Raw genomic sequence first — 21,709 nt, 5'->3', positions numbered from 1 at the left:
GGGCCGGTGGCGGGCAACGGCGGCCGGTCGGGTCGGCGGTCCCGGCAGGCCGGGACCGCCGACCCGAGGCCGTCCTTTGCTCTGCCCCTACGTCCAGCTGTGGGCCACGTCCACCACGAGGCGGTCGGAGAGTTGGAGCACCCGGAACGGCAGCCGGGCGCGGACGCCGACACCGATCTGGGTCTCGCCCTCGAAGCTGCCGGCGAAGCGGGTGTCACGGAAGGTGCGGTAGCCGGTCAGGTCCACCCCGGGAAGGGGCTTGGCGACCTTGCCCGGATAGACGACCCCGCCCGTCTCGGGGTCGTAGCTCGGCGCCGCGACCCGTATCTCCAGGATGGCTCCGCCGGTCACCGGGATCGGGTCGCCGGAGCCGACCTGGTGGAGCCGGTCGACGTAGTGGACCCAGTAGCCGACGCGGTCACCACCGTCGGGTACGTCGAACACGATGCGGTCGAAGCAGTCGTGCCGGCCGGTCCTGATGTCCGTCAGCGGCACGGCACCGCTGTCGGGGCTGCCCTTGACGCCACTGCCCCAGCCCGTCGGGCAGGCCGCGGCGGCTCGCGCGGCACCCCCGGGCGCGGCACTCGCGGTGGCCGCCGCCGTCCCGATCGCCGTCCCCGCGAGCGCGAGCGCCAGAACCGCGGCTCCGATTCGTCGCATGTCGTCCCCCCTTGTTCGCACAACGCTGCGGTAGCGCTGTTATCAGATAAGACGACCGGATATGGCGGAAGGTTGTACTCCGGCCCCACGGAAGTGTCCCGGGACCGCTACAACAGCGGGACCCCCTCCAAGCCTCCGGGCTTCCGGGCTTCCGGGCCTCCGAGCCCTACTTCTGCGCCACGGGCGAACCGTTGCGTTCCGGGTGGCGGCGGCGGGCCGTCGGGGTGGGGAGGGACCTTGTGGAGGAGGGGCGCGGTGGTCGGGCGGCCGGGGCCCGGGCCGGACGGGCGGCTGACGTACTGGCTGTGCAGACTGTCGTCGATCCGCCAGAGGATGCCGGTGGTGCGGCCGGTGGGGGCCGCCGGGTCGAGTTTGGCGGTGAAGGAGGCCAGCCGGTCGTAGAGGGTCCGGGCGCGCGCTCCGGTCGCGGTCAGCTCCGAGGTGGTGGCGTCGTGCAGCGCGTCGAGGACGTGGACCAGGTTGTGCCCGGACAACTGGACGTCCTGCATGCCGCCGTCCGCCTTGGTGATCCGGCCCGGCGGCAGGTTGGGGTCGGCGGTGAAGTGGGCCGCCCTGGTCGCGGTCGGGCCGACGCGGTCGTACGGGTCGCGGGTGCTCTGCGTCCAGGCGGGCTCCCAGACACCGAACGCCGTGCGGGCCAGGAACGTCCAGGTGTCCTCGTGGCAGCGCAGGGTGAGGTACGAGACGCCGGCCGCCCGCCGGAGGGTGTCGTTGTGCTCTTGGAGGGCCACCCGGTTCGCGGCGAGGGCGGCCCGCAGCACCACCCGGTCCTCCTCCCGCCAGCGCCGCTCCTGCTCACCGCGCTGCGCCAGCAGATCCCGTTTGAGCTGCTGGTTGCGCGCGTACTGCTCGACGAACGTCTTGAACAACGTCCTGAACGTCTTGACTGCCTGGAACATCTCGAACATGGCGCCTGCTGGGGTCGGGCCGGGATCCTGGGGTTGCAGCGGCCCAACGACGTTCATCAGATCTTGGTCACGGCGCCCTCGGCGGCGCCCGTACCTCGTACGGATGCTGAGTGAGCGTCAAATATGTTGCCACTCAATGCTGTTGATCCCGCTGACCGGCGCGTGGGACGGCATCAGGAGTGACTGTGGAATTCCTGTGGCGGACTGCCTTACGTGTGAGTAGAACGTTAGGGTCTGCCGTATGAACGCACGGCTGGCCCTGCTCGGCACGGTGGAGCCCGGTGTCGCGGAGAGCGAGGTCTTCCGGCTGGCGCTCCAGCACGCGGTCGGCGAACTCGGCGCGCTCGGGGCGATGATGCATCTCAGAGGCCCCATGTCGGCCCTGCGTCTGGTGTCGACCAGCGGCCTCCCGCCCGCACTGACCCGCCCCTGGGAGATCATCGACCAGGAGGGCCCGCTGCCCCCGGCCCGCGCCCTGCATAAGGGCAGCGGGGTGTGGTTCCCGCTCGGCTCCATGGCCCTCGCCTGGCCCGGCACCGGGCTCGCCGCGTTACCCGTCTCCGGCCGTGACCGCACGGTCGGCGCGCTCACCGTCCTCACCGGCGACCGGGGCGAACCCACCGGCCTGCAGTGGGACTTCCTGCGGTCCGTCGTCGACTGGACCCAGGACCGCATGACACGGGCCTCCCCACCGCCCGGCCCCGCACCGGCCGAACCCAACGCCGAACGGCTGCGGCAGGTGCTGAAGGAGGCCAGCGTCGGCTCCTGGGACTGGGACATCCAGAGCGGCGACCTGATCTGGGACGAGGCCGCCCTCCAGCTCTACGGCACCAGGCCGGCCGAGTTCTCCGGCAGGATCGAGAGCTGGATGCGGATCGTCCACCCCGACGACCTCCCGCACACCCTGGCCGCCGCCGAGCGGGCGATCCGCGACCACACCGTGTACGAGGCGGAGTACCGCGTACGGCGCCTCGACGGCACCTGGGGGTGGACCCGGGCCCGCGGCCGGGCCACCTACGACGAGCACGGCGCACCCGACCGGATGATCGGCGTCGGCTGGGAGAGCGACGAGGCGCGCTCCGCCCGGGACGCGGTCGGCCGGGCCCTGCGGCACATGAGCGACGGGTTCCTCGCCGTCGACGACGACTGGCGGATCACCTTCTCCAACCTGGTGGCGGAACGCACCCTCGGCCTCAGCGAGGAGGAACTGTTCGGGCGGCAGCTGTGGGAGCTGCCGACCGTGCGCGAGTCGCCCTGCCTGGAGACCCGCTGCCGGGAGGCCGCCGCCGAGGAGAAGCCCGCCGGGTTCGACGTCCAGGTGCCGGGCCACGACCGCGTCTACCACCTGCGGCTGGTCCCCGGACCCGACGGCCGCACCATCTACTTCACCGACGTCACCGAACGGCGGCGGCACGAGGAAGAACGCCGCGAGGCCGAGCGCGCCGCCTCCGAACGGGCCCACCGCATCGCCGCGTTGACCACCGCGCTCGCCAAGGCGACCACCTCGCAGGACGTCGTCGACGCGGTCGCGCTGCGGGTGCTGCCGCCGTTCGCCGCCAGCGGTCTCCTCGTCCAGGCCGTCGAGAACGGCCGGCTCCACAACGTCGGCGCCGTCGGCTACTCGCCCGAGTTCATCGACCTCGTCAACCACCGCCCCCGCACGCCGTACGGCCCGGCCTGGGACGCCATCAACACCGGTGTCCCGGTGTTCATCTCCTCGCCGCAGGAGTACGCCGCCTACGCCCCCCAGCACGCCGACCTGCCCGCCCGCGGGGGCAAGGCGTCCTGGGCGTTCCTGCCGCTGACCGTGTCCGACCACACCTTCGGCGTGTGCGTCGTCTCCTTCGACCGGCCGCGCCGCCTCACCGACGAGGAGCGCACCCTGCTGACCGCGATCAGCGCCCTCCTCGCGCAGTCCCTGGAACGCGCCCGGCTCTACGACCTCGAACACACCCGGTCCCGGGAACTCCAGCGCGCCCTGCTCCCCCAGGACCTGCCCGCCCTCACCGCCTGCGAGTCGGCCGCCCGCTACCTCCCGGCCGGCCAGGGCATGGACGTCGGCGGCGACTGGTACGACGTCATCCCGCTCTCCAGCGGGCAGGTCGCCCTCGTCGTCGGCGACGTCATGGGCCACGGCCTGTCGGAGGCCGCCACCATGGGCAGGCTGCGCACGGCCGTGCACACCCTCGCCGCCCTCGAACTGCCCCCCGACGAGATCATGGGCCACCTCAACGACATCGTCGGCTCCATGGGCGAGGACTCCTACGCCACCTGCCTGTACGCCCTGTACGACTCCACCACCCAGATCTGCTCCCTCGTCCGGGCCGGGCATCCGCCACCGGCCGTGGTCCTCCCCGACGGCACCGTGCGCTTTCCCGAGTGGACCGCCGACCCGCCGCTCGGCGCGGCCGAGCCGCCGTTCGAGACGGTCGAGCTGAGCGTGCCCGAGGGCAGTCTGCTGGTGCTCTACACCGACGGGCTGGTCGAGTCGGCGAAACGCGGCATCGACGAGGGCATGGCCGACCTGGCCCGGCTGCTGCGCACGGCCCACGAGGACGGCACCGCCGCCGACCTGGAACGCCTCTGCGACACCCTCACCGACGGCCTGCTGCCCGCCGAGCACGCGGCGGCCGACGACGCGGCCTTCCTCGTCGCCCGGCTGCACGCGCTCACCGGCGACCGGATGGCCTCCTGGTCCCTCCTGGACGACCCGAGGGCCGCCGGGCAGGCCCGCCGCCACGTCCGCGAACAACTCGCCACCTGGGGCCTGGACGCCCTGGCCCCCACCACCGAACTGCTCGCCAGCGAACTCGTCGGCAACGTCGTACGCCACGCCAAGGCCCCCGTCCGGCTGCGGCTCCTGCACGGCTCCGCGCTGGTCTGCGAGGTCTTCGACGGCAGCCTCACCATGCCCCGCATACGCAGGGCCGGCGACACCGACGAGGGCGGCCGGGGCCTGCAGCTGATCACCGCGCTCTCCCAGCGCTGGGGCACCCGCTACACCGCCACCGGCAAGTGCATCTGGACCGAACAGTCCCTCACCGACCCCGGCCCCCGGTCCACAGCGCTGTCCGGCCCGCAGGAGCACACCCTCCTGGTCCCGGCCGACTTCGACGGCGACCTGGACGCGCTGCCTTTCGACGACACCGGCATCGGCATCGGCATCGACGTGGGCACCAACACCGACACCGACGGGGAAAAGCGGCGGGGCGGCGGCCGCCGGTGACTGTCACCACCGGTGGCCGCCGCCCCGTACCGCAGGGACACGTTCAGCAGTTGCGGATGGAGTAGACGGGACCCCAGTTGACGGCGTAGACGCCGCCGTCGGCCGGGTAGGAGGCCAGTTCGTTGCCGCTCGAACCGTAGATGCGGGCGACCGCGCCGCCGGTCTGGCTGTTCTTGGCCTCGCCCCACTCGTTCCAGTTCGACAGGGAGTAGCGGGCGCAGTTGTAGAAGTAGAAGACGCGGAACCGGCCTGCGTTCGGGTCCCAGACGGAGGCACAGAAGTTGCCCGAACTGCACACGATGCCGGAGCCCGCGGGAAGGAGCTCGGAGTGGACGGCCGGTGAGGTCGTCGGCGACGCGGCGGACGTGGCGGAGGAGGCGGCCTGGGCCGTGCCGGAGGTGAGGGCGGAGGCCAGCACCAGGGTCACGGTGCCGACGGTGCCGAGGAACGAGCGCTTCGTACGCATGGGTTCGGGATCCCCCTGGGGGTGTCGAGCGGTGGGTGTGGGGTGTGCGGCCGCCGTTCGTCGGCCGGATGCGGGCACGCCGGGTCGTGGGGCCCGGGGCCGCGCCTCATCGTCACCGGCACCGCTCGGCCGGTGCCATGGCTTTCGAGCGTGGTCGAATGCCGCAGGTCGTGCCGCCTTCGAGGAGGTCGATGCCCAGCGCCGTGACGGTGTGCAGCACGGCACCGCCGATCCGCCGGCTGGTCAGCAGCCCCGACTCCCGGAGCACGGCCACATGGTGGCTGACGGTCGCCGGGCTGAGCTCCACCCGGGCCGCCACCTCGCTCGTGGTGCGGCCGTCGGCCACCTCCTCCAGCACTGCGGCCCGAGCCCGGCCGAGCAGCGCGGCGAGCGCCTGGTGCGTGCCGGGCGCGTCGGGCGGCGGGGCCAGCCAGCGGGGGTCGTGGGTCACCGGGTACACGAGCACCGGCGGCAGGGAGCCGTCCTTGAGCACGATCGGGCCGGGCCAGCAGAAGAAGGACGGGATGATCCGCAGGCCCCTGCCCTCCAGGTACAGGTCGCCCTGGAGGTGCGCGCCCGCGACGTGCAGCACCGGCGCCGACCAGCGCAGGCTGGGGTGCAGCCCGGCCGCCAGACCGGCGAAGCCGGACCGCAGCAGGGCCCTGGCCGCGACCGACCTGGCATCGTCGAAGCGGGCCCGGACATGGGTCCAGTACGGGGCGACGAACCGCTCGTGATGTCTGCGGACCAGGCCGGCGAGTCCCCGCAGGGCCTGGGGGTCGCCGTCGGCGAGCGGCCTGGCCCAGCCCGGCAGGGGGCGGGCGAGGGACAGCTCCGTCAGGTCGGTCCGCAGCCGGGCGCGGGGGGTGGCGAGCATCGCGTCGAGGCCCGCCTCGAAGCCGCCGACCGCCCCGGCCGGGGTCAGGAAGTCCGCCGAGTAGCCGCGCGGCGGCGCGAGATGGCGCAGTCTGGGCAGCTCCGGGTCGAAGAGGCCGCGCGACGCCCGGCGCCAGCGGCCGAAGACCAGGGCGCCGTCCCGGTTCTGCAGCAGGTGCAGGCTGAGCAGCCCCTCCCACAGCGGGTCGGGTTCCTCGGCCAACACCACCCTGGCCAGGTCGTCGTACGTGAAGTGGATCCGCAGCCCCATGGGCCCGCTCCCCCCAGATCCGTGCGGCGCGACGTGCCGCGGACGTGCTCAGACATACGGAACCCCGGGGCGCTCGCCGTGAAATGGAGGGGCGGGCGCCCGGGGTTCGCGCTCGACCGGCCGACCCGGACCGCCGGCTCCTGGCCGTCGACCCGAGGGCCTGGTCGGTCGACATGACCGGTCGATTGACGTGACGTGACGTGACGTGACCGGACCGGCCGAGGCAGCCGGTCGGCCGAGGTGGCTGGTCGGCCGACGGGGCCGGTCAGCCGAGGTGGCCGGTCCGTCGACGGGGCCGGTCAGCCGAGGTGGCCGGTCCGTCGACGGAGTCGGTCAGCTCGCGTCGCCGATGCGCTCGACGCGCTCGTTGACGCCGTTGCGCAGCTCGCTCAGGGTCGTGCCGGGCGGCGCCGTCTTCGGCGCCGAGGACGGCGGCTCGGTCTCGTCCGCGCAGGTGGTGCCGGAGGCCGGGACCACCTGGTCGACGAGGTAGTTCACGACCGCGTCCGTCGCACAGGCGCTGCGGCCGAACGCCGTGTGGCCCTCGGCGTCGAACGTCAGCAGCGAGGCGTTGTCCAGCTGCCGGGACAGCGCGACCGCGTCCTGGTACGGGGTGTCCGGGTCACCGGTGGTGCCGAGCACCAGGATCGGCGCCGAACCCTTGGCCCGGAAGGAGCCGTCGTAGCGGCTGGGCGTCTCGGCGGGCCACTGGACGCACGCGGTGGCGTGCTGGTGGTCGTAGGTCGGCGGACCGAACGCCATGGCCGGGCCCAGCAGCGGCGCGTCCTTCGCGTTGGCCATGACGTTCCGCTCCAGCTTGCGCAGGCTCTTCGGGTACGCCTTGTCGACGCACTCGACGACCACGTTCGGGCCGAGGAAGTCGTAGCTCGCCGGGGACGGCGGCCGCAGCAGGAACGAGGTGTTGTCCCGCGCCTGCGCCTTCTTCAGCGCCGCGCCGAGGGAGGGCCAGATGACCTTGCCCTCGTTGATGTTGAACATCAGCCGGTAGACCAGGGTGTAGCCGTTGGCCTTCCCGCCGTTCGCGGTCGTCACCGGGTTGGCGTCGAGGTCCTTCTTCAGCTGCTCGAACGCCCCGCGCGGGTCGCCGTCGCCGAAGCCGCAGACCGCCTGGTCGGCGGCACACCAGTCGAGGAAGCGGCTCATCGAACCGTCCAGCGCCAGGTACTGGGCCCGGTCGTAGGCGTAGGGGCGGTAGGCGTACTTGTACGGGTCGTACGCCCCGTCGAGCGTCGCCGCCCGCACCCGCTTGGGGAACATCGACGCGTAGACGGTGCCGATGTACGAGCCGAACGACCGTCCGTAGTACGTCAGTTGCTCCTCGCCGAGGGCCTGGCGCAGCAGGTCGATGTCACGGGCGACGTACTCCGTGCCGACGTACGGCAGCAGCCCGCCCGAGTTGTCGAGGCAGGCCTGGTTGAACTCGGCGGCCTCGCGCACCGCCGGGCCGAAGGCGTCCGGGCCGGGGACGCCCTTGGCGTCGGTGACGGCCTTGGTGTAGCGGGCGTCGTCGAAGCAGGTGAGCGCCGAACTGCGGCCGACACCGCGGATGTCGTAGCCGAAGACGTCGAACGAGTCGCGCAGGGCGGCCGGGAGGTCGTCGTAGTTGTTGCGGACGAAGTCCACGCCGGAGTTGCCCGGTCCGCCGGGCTGCATGAAGAGCGTGCCCTTGCGCTCGGCCGGGTCGGCGGCCTTCTTGCGGACCACCGCGAGCGTGATCTTGCGGCCCTCCGGCTCCCGGTAGTCCAGCGGGACGTCCGCGTCGGCGCACTCGTACCCGCCCTGGCAGTCGGTCCAGGTGAGCGTCGGCACGGGCGGCGGCGGGGTCTTCGCCGACTGCGGCTGCCGCGTGGTGTCCTGCGCGGCCATCGCCTGGGTCGCCGTCCCCGTCGCGGCGAGGACGAGGGCGGTCACGGCGGCACCGACGAGTCTGAGCCGAGAGGTACGTCTGGGTGCGTACCGATACGTGGTCATGAGTGTGTTCCCCCCTGGGAATACGTGTCCACGGCAACCCACTGGTCAAGGTGGGGCCGGAGCATGTCTAACTGAGGAGAGGCCAAAAACGCCAGAGAGGTGCCGCTGTGGCCGACTTCCCACGCAATTTCTCCACCCTGCCTGCCGGGGCGGGGGAATGCCGGATCGCCGGCAGGGCGATTCGGCGCCGGGGCCGTGACGGGTAATCGGGGGGCGCCTCTGCCTTCGGCCCCGATTGCGGCCCTGGCTTACGGTCCCGGGCTCGGCTTCCAGCCTCGGCCCCGTCACTGGCCCGGTACCCGTCCCTGCTTCCGGTGCGCGTTCCGGGTCCCCGCTTCCGGTCCCCGGCCGGCTCCCACCCCGCCCGGTCCTACTCCTCCGGCTTCCCCTCCCGCTGGGCGAACTGCAAGGAGATGGATCGCAGGACGTCCGCGGCCGTCGTGTCGGTCCGGCCCTCGTCGTGTACCTCGGCCAGGTGGACGAAGGCGTAGGCGAAGCAGTTGGCGAGGGTCACGATCGCCGGTGCCAGGGCGTCCGTGATGATGTGCGCGGTCTCCTGCGCGGAGGCGTCGGCGGGCAGCTCGATCTTGGGCAGGGTCTCCACGAGCAGCGCGGAGACGGCACCCGTCAACGCCACCTCGACACCGGGGTTCTCGCGAGCCTGCCGCCGTACCTCGACCGCCTCGGTGAGAATCCCGACGACGCGCTGCATGATCTCGGATCGCTCCATGGGGGGAGCTTAGGGCCCGCAGGCCGGGCCCAGGGCTTCAGCCCGAGCCGCCGCTCGCACCACCAAAGGCCGTCGGCGACCTCGCCCTCGCCCACGAGGGCCGGGAGAGCCGGGAGATGACCGCCGCACCGGGCTTGGCCCTCACCATCTACACCGCGGAACCCGGTTCGGCCTCCGAGGAGGGACTGCGCCTGCTCTCCTTCTGGGCCGCCACCGCGGAGGCCGGGTGCCCCTCGCGCCGGGCGGCCGACTGAGGCAGGGACTCCTCGACCGGCATGACGTCCGTGGGGAGGCCCTCCTCTCCGGAGCGGAACAACAGCCGCTCGTCCGCCGAGCCGGCCGTGGCCCTGTCCGGACCCGCCGCGGCCCCGTCCGCAGGCCCCGGATAGAACTGCGCGTACCACCGCCGCAGCGCCCTGATCCCCTTCTCGTGGGGCAGCAGCACCGGCCGGGCCTGATGGATCTTGTGGTCCCAGATTCGTATCTCCTCGCGCACCTCGCCCAGCGCCTCGGCCCGGAAGACGAGCTTGAACAGGGGTGTGAGGAAGGGAAGTCGGCGTGGTTTGCGCAGGTAGTACAGCATCCGCAGCTCGCTCGTGCGGTCGTCGACGGGTGTGCTGAGCGCGACGGCGGTCACCGACAGCACGGGCCCGTGGACCCGGACGACCATCACACCCGGCCCGTACATGAACGCGTCGAACGTGTTGTGGATGTCCCACCCGAACACGCGCCGGCTGATCGTCCCGAGCGCCTCGGCGAACGGCCCGTCCTCCCGCCACTCCTGGACCGGCGGCTCGCTCTGCCCGTGGATGAAGTGGAAGTGGGACTCGTCGACGATGTTCTCGCGCATCTCCTGGACGTGGATCCGCGCCCGGCACGTGTCGTCGATGGGCGAGGCGAACCGCCGTGACCCCGCCTCCTCGATCTCCGGCACCTCCCAGGAGGGTTCGCCCACTCCACCCGGCGTCGCACCCGGCGCCGCACCCGATTCACCCGGCACGTCCGGCGCGTCCGGCCCGACGTACACCAGGACGAGCCCACTGTGCTCGCGCACCGGGAACCCGCCGATCGACACCTTGGGCGTCCGCACGGCGAACGGCGCCTCCACGCACCGCCCGTTCGCCCCGAACCGCCACCCGTGGAAGGGGCACTGCACCGTCCCGTCCACGACCTTCCCGCCGACGCCGAGATGGGCGCCGTAGTGCGGACAGTGCGCGTCCCGCACGGTGGCCCGCCCGTCCGCCCCACGGAACGCGATCAGCGCCCGCCCGAAGTAGTGCAGGCTGACGACTTTGCCCGCGGGTAACTCCTTGCTGCGCAGCACCGCGTACCACCCGTACGGCACGCTCGGCATCGGATACGCGTCGGCACGCGGATCACGGTCCGAACCCCGGCCCCGATTGTCATGGCCCCGACGTATTGGCATGCCGCCGATGCTAGGGGCCGATGTCACCCGGCGACCCCAACTAGCCGAATCTCTAGGTCAGTTGTCCTGATCGTGCCCGCTACGACGGCATCCCGTAGGCCGCCACCATCACGTTCATGGCCACCTTGTTCATGGTGCCGCCCTTGGCGTCCGTGGAGTTGACGCTGTAGACGAGGGTGCGCGAACCGTCCCGCGTGGAGGCGACGACGCTGTTGTAGCCCCAACGGCCACCCGTCTTGCCCCACACCGCACGCCCGCCGAGCACCTTGCGCGCCAGCCCGACGGCGTACTCGGCGGGCTTGCCCGTCTTGTGGTCCGTCACCTGCGGCACCGTGAACATCTCCTCCAGCACCGGCCCGCGCGGCACGACCCGTCCCTGGAACAGCGCCTTCGTGAACCGCTCCAGATCGGCCGTGGTCGAGACGATGTCCCCGGCCGCCCAGCCGTCCGTCACGCCCCACACGGTCACGTCCCGCAGCCCGGTCGTCCCGTCGTCGAAGGTCATCCGCTGGTACCCGTGGTTGTGCGGGCCGGCGATGCGCGGATCGGCCCCCGGGACGTACGTGTCCCGCAGTCCGAGCGGCCTCAGCACCTGCCGCGCGACCTGCTCCTCGTACGAGTCCCCCGTCACCCGCTCGACGATGAGTCCGGCGATCGTGTAGCCGATGTTGAGGTAGTGCTGCCGCTCTCCCGGCGTGAACTCCCGCTCCTTCGCCGTCGCCGACCGCACCATCTCCTCGGGGTCGTGGATCCGGAAGCGGTTCGCGTACGCCCCCTCGATGGTCGTCCACGGGAAGTCGGGCGCGGGGATGCCGTGCGTGTGGTTGAGCAACTGTCGGACGGTGACGCCGCTGTACGACGCCGGGATCAGCTCGGGCAGGTACGAGCGGGCGCTCCGGTCGAGGTCGACCTTCCCCGCGGCGACCAGCCGCAGCACGACGGCGGCCGTGAACACCTTGGTCACCGAACCGGCCCGGAAGCGGGCGTTCGGATCGGCGGCCCGGCCGGTGGTGAGGTCGTGCACGCCCGAACTGCCGCGCCACACCCCCTCGCTCCCTCCGACCCGCACGAGTGCGGCGGTCGCGTCGGCGGAGGGCAGCCCGGCGATGGCGGCCTCCATGGCGGTGGTGAGCCGGGTGTCCGCCGACGACGGTGCTTCCGACCGTGCGGTGGCGGAGGCGGAGGCGGAGGCGAGGGCGAGGGCCGGGCCGGGTGCCGCGGTGGCCGGCAGTACCGTCGGCCCGGCGGCAGCCCCCAGCACGAGGGCGGCGGCGAGCAACGTACGGGTGGTGCTCCTCATGGTCAACTCCTGGGACGTGGGCCGGTGTTCAGGTCGTGGCCCCATCCTTCTGACCAGCGGCTACCAGCGGATCGCCCGAGCGAGCGGTTCCAGGGCGTGCTAGGGGCGCTGCCTCCTCGCCGACATGGGGGAGGACAAGGCGCGCTCGGCTCCCCCGGGCGGGCGACCTCCACCCCCGCCCGGCGTACCGGGCCCGGGCAGGCGGGGAACCGGCGGCCTCCCGAGGGATCCCCGCCCGCCCGGGCAACGTGCCACCCGCCCAGAGCGAGTCGTCACCCGCCGCGATCAGCCCCGTCTCGTACGCGCAGATCACCGCCTGGATACGGTCGCGCAGGCCGAGCTTGGCGAGCACGTTGCCGACATGGGTCTTGACCGTGTGATCGCTGACGACCAGTTCGGCGGCGATCTCGGCGTTCGACAGCCCTCGCGCCAGCAGCAACAGGGTCTCCCGCTCCCTGCCGGTCAGCACGTCGAGCCGGGGGTCGGGCCGCCGGTCCGGGGCGGCGTTCACGGTGGGCCGTGTGTACTGCTCCACGAGCCGCCGGGCCACGGACGGCGCGAGCAGCGAGTCGCCCCGCGCCACCACCCGCACCGCGTGCACGAGATCGTCCCGCCGGACGTCCTTGAGCAGGAACCCGCTGGCCCCCGCGTGCAGCGCCTCGTACACGTACTCGTCGGAGTCGAAGGTCGTCAGCATGACCACCCGACAGCCGCCGCCCGCACCGCCGGTAGGGCCCGCACCGCCGGCAGTGCTCGCACTGCTCGTACCGCTCGTACATGTCGCACTGATCGCCCGGCACGCCTCGATGCCGTCCATCCGGGGCATCCGGATGTCGAGCAGCGCCACGTCGGCGCGGTGCCGCCGCACCGCCTCGACCGCCTCCACCCCGTCACCGACCTCCGCGACGACCTCGATGTCGGGCTGCACGTCGAGGATCAACGCGAACCCGCTCCGCACCAGCTCCTGGTCATCGGCGACGACCACCCGGATCACCTGACCGGTCACCGGTCCGCCTCCGCGGTCGCGACCACGGCCGGCACGGGTATCCGCACCCGTACCTCGAACCCGCGCCCACCGGGTCCGGCTCCGACCTCCGCCGTACCCCCGAGCGCGGCGGCCCGCTCCCGCACCCCCACGAGCCCGTGCCCACCGCTGCCGAACCCCGCCCGAGCCCCTCGCCCGTCATCGACCACGCCTACCCCCAATTCGCCGTCACCATAGGTCAGTTGAACGGTGACGGTACGGGCCGCCGCATGCCTGATCGTGTTCGTCAGTGTCTCCTGCACGATCCGGAAGACGGCCGCCCCGACGGCCTCCGGGAGCACGTGCTCCGACCCCGCGACCTCGTACCGGACCTGAAGCCCGCTGCCCCGCACCCGCTCGAACAGCGCGGGCAGCTCCCCGACCCCGGGCTGAGGCGCACGGGGCGCGAGCCCGGGCGCGTACCCCGCACCGACCCCCACGCTGCCGTCCTCGCCGCCCTCCTCGCTGTCCCGGAGGAGGCCGAGCATCCGCCGCAGCTGGACCATGGCGTCCCGCCCGGTCTCGGAGATCGCGTCGAAGGCGGCCTCGGCCCGCTCCGGCGCCGTACGCACCGCAACGGGCCCGGCCTCCGCCTGCACGATCATCAGACTGACGGCGTGGGAGAGGATGTCGTGCATCTCCCGTGCGATGCGGGCCCGTTCCCGCGCGGCGGCCCGCTCGGCCTCCACCCGGTGGGCGCGCTGACGGGCGTCGGTGAGCCGCCCGAAGACGTAGGCGGCCGCGAACACGAAGGCGGAGAAGGTCAGTTCACGCGCCGACCGGGAGTTGAGCCACACCCCCACGGGCACGGCGATCAGCACCAGCACCCCGCTGACGAGCCGCTTCCGGGGCGACGACAGGACGGCGACCGTGTAGACGATCACGAGCCCGTTGTACGGCAGCGGCTGCCCGGGCCCGTCGATGGCCAGCTTGTAGACCATGCTGGTCACCAGAATCGCCAGCAGCACGGCGAGCGGAGCCCGCCGCCGCCACACCAGCGGCACCACGGTGAGCGTCATCATCCCGTACGCGGCCCAAGTCGCCGGCGCCAGCCCGACCGCCCGAGGCACCACGAACGGCATGGTCATGGCCCCCTGCACCAACAGGGCGACCCCGACATCCACCACCCACGGGTACCTCTCCGCGAGTCCTCGCCCCGCCCCCACCAACCCCGAGCCCCCGTATGCCGTTCACGAGTCCACACCGTATAGCGGAGCGTTGTGAAGATACGTGGCGCAGCAATCGCCGACCCTCGCGGAGCCGCCGACCCGGCGGCATCATGGCGAAGCAGAGAGGCCGAGAGGCCGAGGGGGCCCATGCACGCGATCGCGCGCAGCGTGGATCCACGGCAGGGGAGGGCACATCATGGTCGAACACGGTCAGCCGTACACAGCCATCCTGTTCAAGTTCGTCGTCCTGGTCGGCCTGTTGTACATGCCGGTCCTCGTCTTCCACCTGGGAACATGGTTCCCGTTCGCCGGAGCCAGTGGATACCTGCTCTGGGAACTCGGCCGCCTTCACCGGGCGTACGGCAGGGTCACCGGCCACGGGGACGAGCAGCGGCGCGCGGGGCGCGAAGGGTGCGACGGGCCGACGACGACCGCCACCTGAGCGCTCAGCGGGCGGACCCCGGCGGTGGCGCCGTACTCCGCCGCCGTACGAGCCGCGTCGGTACGAGTGTCGTCCCGTGCCCCTCCGTCTCGTCCCCTCTCGCCCACCCTCCCGCATCTTGCGGAGCACCCTCCACACACAGTCGCCCCACCTCCGCGAAGTCCTGGTGGACCGTGGTCAGGGGCGGCAGGAACGACGCGGCCTCGGGAATGTCGTCGAACCCGACGACGCTCACGTCCTCGGGCACCCGCCGCCCCCGCTCGTTCAGCGCCCGCAACAACCCCAGCGCCATCTGATCGTTCGCGACGAACACGGCCGTGCAGTCCGCCTCCTCGGCGATCCGCAACCCGGCCCGGTAGCCGGACTCGGCCGACCAGTCGCCGCGCACCAGCGGCGGCGCGTCCGCCACGCCCGCCTCGGCGAGCGTGGCGCGCCACGCGTTCGCCCGCCGCTGCGCCGCGAACGAGTCCTCGGGCCCCGCCAGATGCCACACGGTCCCGTGCCCCAGCTCCAGCAGATGCCGTACGGCGTCCCGCGCGCCCCCCGCCTGGTCGGTGTCGACGACGGTGTACCGGTCCCCGGCGTCGGAGTCGGCGACCACGACCTGCACCCCGGGCGGCACGGACACGGTCGCCGCGTCCAGCAGATGCACCTCCATGATCACGATCACGGCGTCCACGGCCAGCTCCCCGAGCCGGGAGAACGCCCCGTTCACCTCGTCCTGCGTCGGCACGGCGACGGGCAGCAGCGTGACGGCGTACCCCTCCCGCGCGGCGGACGTGGCGATGGCGTCGAGCGTGCGGATGTTCCCGAGGGTGGAGAGGGAGAAGGTGATCACTCCGAGGGTCCGGAACTCCCCGCGCCGCAGGGCCCGCGCCGCGCTGTTGGGCCGGTACCCCAGTTCCCGCATGGCGTCGAGGACCTGCCGGCGGGTGTCCTCGTTGACGCCGGCGAACCCGTTGGAGACCCGGGAGACGGTCTGGGCGGAGACCCCGGCGACCCGCGCGACGTCTCCCATGGAAGGCCCCTGGCGGGGCCGGGCGCCACGTCTCCTCGTGCGTCCGTCGGTTGTGTCCACCTTGTTCCCCCGACTCCTCAATCGACTCTTGACGACTCCTTGACCACCGAGATTCGGACAGTGTAGACATCCGCCTCAGTGGATGTTTACGTAAACATCCACTGTGACAGACCAGACAGACCATACGAGAGCACCGCGAATCGCTGTAAAAGCACGACGAACCGCAGTAAACAGCACCACCGCACCGCAAGAAACCCTCTCGCCAGGTAACCCCCCGCACCGCGCTGAACGTCGGCCCCGATCTCCGTGTATGCACCGCCGGGACGCGGCACACGGAAGAGTTGGAGTACTCGAATGGCACACCGCACCCGTACGAGACGGCTCCTCGGAGCCATCGGCATCACGGCCCTGGCCACCGGCACGGCCATGGCCACGACCTCCCTGCCGATGGCGCACGCCGACACGTCGGCCCCCGCCGCCGCGTCCGTGACGGTCAGCCCCGACCCCTCCTACAAGGGCCAGAGCTTCGAGGGCTGGGGCACCAGCCTGGTCTGGTTCGCCAACGCGACCGGCGACTACCCGCCCGCGATACGCGAGAAGCTCGCCAAGCTCCTCTTCGGCGAGGACGGCCTCAACCTCAACATCGCCCGCTACAACATCGGCGGCGGCAACGCCCCCGACGTCAAGGACTACCTGCGGGCCGGCGGCGCGGTCGAGGGCTGGTGGAAGGCCCCGGCGGGCACCACCCGCGAGGACGTCGACTGGTGGAGCGCCGACGACAAGAAGGACTGGAACAAGAAGGCCGACGCCACCCAGCGCTGGTGGGTCGACCGCATCAAGAAGGACATCACGCACTGGGAGACCTTCAGCAACTCCCCGCCGTGGTTCATGACGGAGAGTGGCTACGTCTCCGGCGGCTTCGACGCCTCGAAGGACCAGCTGAAGGAGGAGTCGGTCGAGGACTTCGCCAAGTACCTGGTCGGCGCCACCGAGCGCCTGGAGAAGGCGCACGGCATCAAGGTCGACACCCTCGACCCGTTCAACGAGCCCAACACCAACTACTGGGGCACCAAGCTCGGCGCCGACGGCCAGCCGACCGGCGGCCGCCAGGAGGGCGCCCACATGGGCCCCGAGCTCCAGCAGAAGGTCCTCAGGGCGCTCGGCCCGGTCCTGGACGACTCCCGCAGCCGCGCGAAGATCTCCGCGATGGACGAGACGAACCCCGGCACGTTCGCCACGAACTGGAACTCCTACCCCGAGGAGGTCCGTGATCTGGTCGACCAGATGAACGTCCACACCTACGGCACCAGCCAGCGCACCACGGTCCGCGACCTCGCCAAGGCCGCCGACAAGCCGCTGTGGATGAGCGAGGTCGAGGGTGACTGGGGCGACGGCCAGAGCTTCACCGACATGCGCCCCGGACTGGGCCTCGCCCAGCGCATCGTCGACGACCTGCGCGAGCTGGAGCCCCAGGCCTGGGTCTTCTGGCAGCCGGTCGAGGACTACGACAACATGAAGCCGGGCGGTGAGTCGGAGAAGGGCGGCAACTGGGGCTCGATCCAGCTCTCCTTCGCCTGCGGCAAGTCGGACACCCTGAAGACCTGCCCCATCTACACGAACACCAAGTTCGACACGGCCCGCAACTTCACGCACTACATCAAGCCGGGCGACCGTCTGATCAAGACCAATGACGAGTCGAGCACGGCCGCGGTGGCGAAGAAGGGTGACAAGGCGACGGTCGTCCACGTCAACAGCACCACGGAGTCCCGCGCGGTGACGGTCGACCTGTCGAAGTTCGGCAAGGTCTCCAAGAAGGCGACGATCACCCCGGTGGTCACGGACGCGGCCGGCAAGCTGATCCGCAAGAAGGCGGTCAAGGTCACCGGCAAGAAGGCGACGATCACGGTCCCGGCCCAGTCCGTGACCTCCTTCCTGGTCAACGGCGTCTCGGGGGTGGCGACCGCCAAGGCCGAACTCCAGGACAACCACAGCTACACCCTGACGGGCGTCCAGAGCGGCAAGAACCTGGCCGTGGGCCCCGACGGCAAGAGCCTGGTCATCAAGACGCCGAGCACGGCGGCCGGCAACGCCCAGCAGTGGACCCTGGACCGTATCGGCAAGGGCGCGACCGACAACCGCACGCGCTACGCCCTGACGCAGCCGACCTCGAAGAAGCGCCTGGCCATCCGCTTCGACTCCCTGGTGGTGGAACGCGACACGGCCACGCGCGACGAGGCCGCCCAGTGGATCCTGTCCTCGACGGGCAACGGCACATGGACCCTGGTGAACGTGGCCACGGGCCAACTCCCGGACGTTCACGGCCAGTCGACGAACGACGGCGCGGGCGTCGGAGTCTGGACCCCGAACTCGGGCCTGAACCAGCGCTGGAAGCTGACGGATGTGACGCCGGCCCCGGCTTCATAGCCTTGGCTCCCGCTGAGAAATCCCCAGGTCGCGAAATCGACCTGGGGCTTTCTCATGCCTCGCGCCTTTCGGCATTCACCGCGTCAACCGGCGAACTCGCGCCACACGAAGGGCTTATGTCGGAACGATGGCGCAACCCGAATTGTTCCATTGCCGTCGTATGGGAGAAATCAGCAGATAGGCCCTTTCGGGAGGTGGTGTCTTCGTGCAGATTCTCGACGGTGTTCGCGCTACGTCACGGGTCATGCGCAGGAGCAGGGGACCCGTGATCGGTATCGCGGTGATTCTCCTGCTCGCCCGCATGGAGGACGAGATCGTGGAGGAGCGCCACTTCTGGCTCATTCAGGGTGCGCTCCTCTTCCTGCTGCTGCTCTGCTTCGTCGTGCCCTGGACTGGCAGGAGGCTGGTGCGCGAGTCCGCCGAGGAGGAGCGAGCGAAATCGCGGGGAAACATCTCTCCGGACATCGAAGAGGAAATCCGTGAGGAAGGACGTCGGGAGGAGCGGGCCAAAGTCCGCGCGGATCTCCCCAAGCAGGTGGCACGGGCGGTCGACGAGGCGCTGCAGCGCAAAGACGACTGATGGGGACGACTGATGGGGACGACTGATGAGGGCGCCTGGTGAAGGCGACTGATTGAGCCGTCAGTTGCCCGTCGCGGGCTTCGCCCTCGACGGGCCCCCGGGCGCCACGCGGTGTCGGTCATCCCTTGTCGGCGCAAGCCTCGGCTTCCGCCAGGTAGAGCGCCACCGGCCCCAGAGTCAGCATCCCGCTCGCCCCGCCCGCGTGTTCGAGGCGGGCGGCGCGCAGGGCGGTCGCCGCACGGGCGGCGAGCGGGCGCTCGTGGAGGCGGGCGGCGGCGTGGGCGGTCAGGCACCAGAGTGCTTCCTGCATGTGATCAAGGGGTGGTTCGGGCGCCGTGGTCAGCGCGGTGCGGGCCTCTTCTGTCCGGTTGTGGGCGAGCAGCACCAAGGGGCGCGTCCAGGGGTGGTACGGGCCCCAGTCGAGAGCGGCATCGGTGGGCGCGGGACGGCCGTGCAGGAGACGTAGGCCCAGGAGGGCGAGGGCGAACAGGCCCCGGTGCAGCCCCGGCATGCCCGCTGTTTCGGCGAGGGCGTCTTCGACGGCGCGGTAGTGCGCTGCGGCTGTGGCGGCGCTCGGCCCGCCCGCTGCGGTGCTGCGTGCGGCTGTGACCCGGGCGCGGAACCAGCTGGTGAGTACGGGGACGGCAGAGGCCTCGGTGCTGAGGGCGAGCTGCTCGGCGGCCTCGGCGTGTGCGGTCGCGGCGTCGAGGTCGCCAAGGGCGGAGGCGGATTGCAGACGGATGAGCCGGCCGAGCACGGCGAAGTTCGCCAGCTTGTGCCGGGTGGCCAGGTCAAGGATCTCGGCGCCGATCACGTCCCGCGCCGCCGCGAGCCCGGGCCGGGTGAAGGACTGGAGGAAGACGCCGTTGAGGGCGAACACCAGCAGAGCGGGATCGCCCAGCTCCCGGGCCACTGCCTCGGCCTCGCGCGCCGCCTGCCCGGCACGCCTCAGTGCGATGGCGGACAACTCGGCGCTGCGGCTCTCGACCGCGACGGTGGCCAGCAGGCGGGCGCGCAGTTCGGCGGGGCCGTCGGTGCCGAGCGCCGTGAGCGTACGCTCGGCCGCCGCGACGACGGCGCGGGACTGCTCGGGGTCGTCGGCCCGGCTCCACAGGGCGGGCACGTCGTAGGCGCCGATGACGCGGGCGGTCAGGGCGATGTCTCCGGTGCGCTCTGCCGCCTGGACGGCGGTGAGGCGGTCGCGCCGCGAGTTGATGAGGGCGTCACCACCCGCCAGGGCCAGGGTGCGGGCCAGTTCGACGGTGGTGCGCGGGCCGAGTGGCACGCCGGCGGACCACACGGTATGCGGCGGCTGGAGTGTCGTAGCCCTCTGGAGAATGTCCGTCTCCAGGCGTCGCAGGTCGGCGCCGGGGTCGAGCCCGAGCTGGTCCGCGAGCATCGTGCGGGCGCGGCGAAGGGTGGCCAGTGCGTCCGCCGTACGACCCGCCCGGTGCAGTGCGCGGGCCAGCAGCCCCCAGGCCGGCTCACGCCAGGGGTGTTCGGCGACGTGGGCGCCCAGTTCGGCGACCAGCTCGGCTCCTGAACCGGAGTCGAGGAGAAGGCGGGCGCGCAGTTCCGTCCCTTCCAGCCTCAGCTCCTCCAGCAGGGTCCGTTCGCGCTGGGCCCACAGTGAGCCGGTCACGTCGGCGTAGGCGGGGCCGCGCCAGGCCTCAAGGGCCGCGTCGAGGTCGGTCAGCGCATCGGGTGTGTGCCGGGCGCGGGCCAGGGCGTCCTCGAACCGGTGGACGTCCACGGTGTCGCGTGGCAGGCGCAGCGCGTAGCCGGGTCCTTCCGTGACCAGGACGCGCGGCGGGGTACGGGGCGGCCGGTCGGGTTCGATGGCGCGGCGCAGCGCGGCGACGAACGTACGCAACGCACCCACGGCCCGCACCGGGGGCTCGGCCCACAGGTCGTCCACGAGGGTGTCGGTGGGGACCATTCGTCCCCCGGCGGCGACAAGCCGGGCGAGCACCTCGCGGTGGCGGGGTCCGCCCAGGTCGACCGGGGTGCCGTCGTCGCGGAGAGCCCGTACCGCACCGAGGACGTCGAGTCGCATGGCCTCCATCTTCCCTGCCGCGGGTCTGCGCCGCCGAAGCGTACTGATCGGCTGCTGATCGCCGTCGCCCACGCTGACCCCGTCAGTCCTCGGACCACGGCTTCTGCCGGTCCCCCGACCCCAGGAAGGGGCCTTTCATGACGCTCACCGTCCCCGGTTTCGACCACGTCCGTCTGCCCGGCGCCGACGGAGTGGAGCTGGCCGCGGCCGTCGGCGGCCACGGCAGCCCGGTCGTGCTGCTGCACGGCTTCCCCCAGACCCACCTGATGTGGCGGCACGTCGCCGAGCGGCTCGCCGGCGAGCACACGGTGATCTGTCCCGACCTGCGCGGCTACGGCGCCAGTGACAAGCCGGCGGCCACCAGCCCTGAGGTGTACTCCAAGCGCACCATGGCCGCCGATGTCGTCGCCCTGGCGGCGGCGCTGGGCCATGAGCGCTTCGCCCTGGTCGGCCACGACCGGGGCGCCCTGGTCGCCTTCCGGGCGGGGCTGGACCATCCCGAGACTCTCACGCACCTGGGCGTCCTCGACGTCGTGCCGACCCTGGACATGTGGAACGTCCTGCACGGTGTCCCGGCGGCGGTCGGCTACCACCTGTTCCTCATGGCACAGCCGCCGGGCCTGCCGGAGACGATGATCGCCAACAGCGCCGACGCCTTCTTCGGCTCCTTCCTCGACGCCTGGTCCAGTGGCCCGGCCGCCATGCCGGAACCGGTCCGAGACGCCTACCTGCGGGCGAGCGCCGCGGCCGTGGCGTCGATCGTCGCGGACTACCGGGCCTCGGCGGGCATCGACGTCACACACGACCAGGCGGACCAGGACGCAGGTTCCCAGCTGGCCATGCCCGTGACGGTCGTCCAGCAGGACTGGGGTGCGCGACTGGGCTACGACGCCGCCGCGGTCTGGCACGCGTGGGCGCCGGACCTGGACCACCGGCTGACCGGCGCGGGGCACTTCATGGCCGAGGAGGCGCCCGACGAGATCACGAAGGCGATCCGCGACCTGTTGCTCCGCTGAGCTCCACCCGGGCCGCGGGAGGCGTCCGGGCGAGCCCTCGCGTTGCCGCGCCGGACGGGCCCCGCAATCAGGCGACCGCCGACCAGCCCCGCCTCCCCACGGAC

At 71.9% G+C, this 21,709-nt stretch carries 16 protein-coding genes and 1 pseudogene; 5 read left to right on the top strand and 12 right to left on the bottom strand.

Annotated features, from left to right (window positions below):
* Nucleotides 1-87 precede the first annotated feature (87 nt).
* Both E4N62_RS16885 and E4N62_RS16880 read right to left on the bottom strand, forming a co-directional pair.
* Complete coding sequence (locus tag E4N62_RS16885) at nt 88-660, bottom strand: hypothetical protein (protein ID WP_184906104.1); 573 nt, start codon at nt 658-660, stop codon at nt 88-90.
* A gap of 107 nt (nt 661-767) precedes the next feature.
* Nucleotides 768-1,589, bottom strand: coding sequence for a hypothetical protein (locus E4N62_RS16880; RefSeq protein ID WP_230215346.1), 822 nt, complete (start codon nt 1,587-1,589; stop codon nt 768-770).
* A 241-nt stretch (nt 1,590-1,830) separates the two neighbouring features.
* Here E4N62_RS16880 and E4N62_RS16875 point away from each other — a divergent pair, with 241 nt between their 5' ends.
* On the top strand, nt 1,831-4,815 hold the full coding sequence (locus tag E4N62_RS16875) for a SpoIIE family protein phosphatase (RefSeq protein WP_230215344.1): 2,985 nt from the start codon (nt 1,831-1,833) through the stop codon (nt 4,813-4,815).
* Nucleotides 4,816-4,858: 43 nt separating this feature from the next.
* Here E4N62_RS16875 and E4N62_RS16870 read toward each other — a convergent pair whose 3' ends face one another.
* The 8 genes and pseudogenes from E4N62_RS16870 to E4N62_RS16835 all read right to left on the bottom strand — a co-directional run bounded on the left by E4N62_RS16870 (nt 4,859) and on the right by E4N62_RS16835 (nt 13,988).
* Nucleotides 4,859-5,281, bottom strand: coding sequence for a hypothetical protein (locus E4N62_RS16870; RefSeq protein ID WP_230215342.1), 423 nt, complete (start codon nt 5,279-5,281; stop codon nt 4,859-4,861).
* A 112-nt stretch (nt 5,282-5,393) separates the two neighbouring features.
* Entirely contained in the window at nt 5,394-6,428 is a 1,035-nt protein-coding gene (locus E4N62_RS16865; RefSeq protein WP_230215340.1) for a DUF5937 family protein, read from the bottom strand.
* A 333-nt stretch (nt 6,429-6,761) separates the two neighbouring features.
* On the bottom strand, nt 6,762-8,420 hold the full coding sequence (locus E4N62_RS16860; RefSeq protein ID WP_230215338.1) for an alpha/beta hydrolase: 1,659 nt from the start codon (nt 8,418-8,420) through the stop codon (nt 6,762-6,764).
* A 370-nt stretch (nt 8,421-8,790) separates the two neighbouring features.
* Nucleotides 8,791-9,150: a hypothetical protein gene (locus E4N62_RS16855; protein ID WP_230215336.1), complete on the bottom strand. Its 360-nt coding sequence runs from the start codon at nt 9,148-9,150 to the stop codon at nt 8,791-8,793.
* 148 nt (nt 9,151-9,298) lie between these two features.
* Nucleotides 9,299-10,576: a Rieske 2Fe-2S domain-containing protein gene (locus tag E4N62_RS16850; RefSeq protein WP_230215334.1), complete on the bottom strand. Its 1,278-nt coding sequence runs from the start codon at nt 10,574-10,576 to the stop codon at nt 9,299-9,301.
* Nucleotides 10,577-10,655: 79 nt separating this feature from the next.
* Nucleotides 10,656-11,876 (bottom strand): serine hydrolase, encoded by a 1,221-nt coding sequence (locus E4N62_RS16845; RefSeq protein ID WP_230215332.1) that lies wholly within the window; start codon nt 11,874-11,876, stop codon nt 10,656-10,658.
* A 187-nt stretch (nt 11,877-12,063) separates the two neighbouring features.
* Nucleotides 12,064-12,870 (bottom strand): annotated as a pseudogene (locus E4N62_RS16840) (response regulator); the annotation flags it as partial.
* Between the two features lie 8 nt (nt 12,871-12,878).
* Nucleotides 12,879-13,988: a sensor histidine kinase gene (locus E4N62_RS16835; protein ID WP_374117009.1), complete on the bottom strand. Its 1,110-nt coding sequence runs from the start codon at nt 13,986-13,988 to the stop codon at nt 12,879-12,881.
* Nucleotides 13,989-14,265: 277 nt separating this feature from the next.
* Between E4N62_RS16835 and E4N62_RS16830 the strand changes: the two genes are divergently transcribed.
* Nucleotides 14,266-14,511, top strand: coding sequence for a hypothetical protein (locus E4N62_RS16830; RefSeq protein WP_230215330.1), 246 nt, complete (start codon nt 14,266-14,268; stop codon nt 14,509-14,511).
* 4 nt (nt 14,512-14,515) lie between these two features.
* On the opposite strand, the gene E4N62_RS16825 is transcribed toward E4N62_RS16830, so the two are convergent.
* Complete coding sequence (locus E4N62_RS16825) at nt 14,516-15,529, bottom strand: LacI family DNA-binding transcriptional regulator (RefSeq protein ID WP_230215329.1); 1,014 nt, start codon at nt 15,527-15,529, stop codon at nt 14,516-14,518.
* A gap of 354 nt (nt 15,530-15,883) precedes the next feature.
* Here E4N62_RS16825 and E4N62_RS16820 point away from each other — a divergent pair, with 354 nt between their 5' ends.
* Together E4N62_RS16820 and E4N62_RS16815 are read left to right on the top strand one after the other, a co-directional pair.
* Nucleotides 15,884-17,953 carry a glycoside hydrolase gene (locus tag E4N62_RS16820; RefSeq protein WP_230215328.1) on the top strand — a complete coding sequence of 690 codons (2,070 nt, stop codon included), beginning with the start codon at nt 15,884-15,886 and terminating at the stop codon, nt 17,951-17,953.
* 265 nt (nt 17,954-18,218) lie between these two features.
* On the top strand, nt 18,219-18,533 hold the full coding sequence (locus E4N62_RS16815) for a hypothetical protein (protein ID WP_230215327.1): 315 nt from the start codon (nt 18,219-18,221) through the stop codon (nt 18,531-18,533).
* Between the two features lie 118 nt (nt 18,534-18,651).
* On the opposite strand, the gene E4N62_RS16810 is transcribed toward E4N62_RS16815, so the two are convergent.
* A complete protein-coding gene (locus tag E4N62_RS16810; protein ID WP_230215326.1) occupies nt 18,652-20,589 on the bottom strand; it encodes an AfsR/SARP family transcriptional regulator in 1,938 nt (645 codons plus the stop codon).
* 137 nt (nt 20,590-20,726) lie between these two features.
* On the opposite strand from E4N62_RS16810, the gene E4N62_RS16805 reads away from it, so the two are divergent.
* Nucleotides 20,727-21,605, top strand: coding sequence for an alpha/beta fold hydrolase (locus E4N62_RS16805; protein ID WP_230215324.1), 879 nt, complete (start codon nt 20,727-20,729; stop codon nt 21,603-21,605).
* Nucleotides 21,606-21,709: the final 104 nt, after the last annotated feature.

The organism is Streptomyces sp. MNU76, from assembly GCF_020982545.1.
Lineage (GTDB): Bacteria > Actinomycetota > Actinomycetes > Streptomycetales > Streptomycetaceae > Streptomyces.
The sequence above is the reverse complement of the archived record's forward strand: the minus strand, read 5'-3'. Positions and strand labels throughout refer to the sequence as shown.

Excerpts from the sequence above, each read along its gene's own strand:
- E4N62_RS16850 (WP_230215334.1), bottom strand. The coding sequence starts at position 10,576 with ATGCCAATACGTCGGGGCCATGACAATCGGGGCCGGGGTTCGGACCGT.
- E4N62_RS16880 (WP_230215346.1), bottom strand. The coding sequence starts at position 1,589 with ATGTTCGAGATGTTCCAGGCAGTCAAGACGTTCAGGACGTTGTTCAAG.
- E4N62_RS16860 (WP_230215338.1), bottom strand. The coding sequence starts at position 8,420 with ATGACCACGTATCGGTACGCACCCAGACGTACCTCTCGGCTCAGACTC.
- E4N62_RS16830 (WP_230215330.1), top strand. The coding sequence starts at position 14,266 with ATGGTCGAACACGGTCAGCCGTACACAGCCATCCTGTTCAAGTTCGTC.
- E4N62_RS16875 (WP_230215344.1), top strand. The coding sequence starts at position 1,831 with ATGAACGCACGGCTGGCCCTGCTCGGCACGGTGGAGCCCGGTGTCGCG.
- E4N62_RS16805 (WP_230215324.1), top strand. The coding sequence starts at position 20,727 with ATGACGCTCACCGTCCCCGGTTTCGACCACGTCCGTCTGCCCGGCGCC.
- E4N62_RS16835 (WP_374117009.1), bottom strand. The coding sequence starts at position 13,988 with ATGACCATGCCGTTCGTGGTGCCTCGGGCGGTCGGGCTGGCGCCGGCG.
- E4N62_RS16865 (WP_230215340.1), bottom strand. The coding sequence starts at position 6,428 with ATGGGGCTGCGGATCCACTTCACGTACGACGACCTGGCCAGGGTGGTG.
- E4N62_RS16885 (WP_184906104.1), bottom strand. The coding sequence starts at position 660 with ATGCGACGAATCGGAGCCGCGGTTCTGGCGCTCGCGCTCGCGGGGACG.
- E4N62_RS16870 (WP_230215342.1), bottom strand. The coding sequence starts at position 5,281 with ATGCGTACGAAGCGCTCGTTCCTCGGCACCGTCGGCACCGTGACCCTG.
- E4N62_RS16810 (WP_230215326.1), bottom strand. The coding sequence starts at position 20,589 with ATGCGACTCGACGTCCTCGGTGCGGTACGGGCTCTCCGCGACGACGGC.
- E4N62_RS16820 (WP_230215328.1), top strand. The coding sequence starts at position 15,884 with ATGGCACACCGCACCCGTACGAGACGGCTCCTCGGAGCCATCGGCATC.
- E4N62_RS16845 (WP_230215332.1), bottom strand. The coding sequence starts at position 11,876 with ATGAGGAGCACCACCCGTACGTTGCTCGCCGCCGCCCTCGTGCTGGGG.
- E4N62_RS16855 (WP_230215336.1), bottom strand. The coding sequence starts at position 9,150 with ATGGAGCGATCCGAGATCATGCAGCGCGTCGTCGGGATTCTCACCGAG.
- E4N62_RS16825 (WP_230215329.1), bottom strand. The coding sequence starts at position 15,529 with ATGGGAGACGTCGCGCGGGTCGCCGGGGTCTCCGCCCAGACCGTCTCC.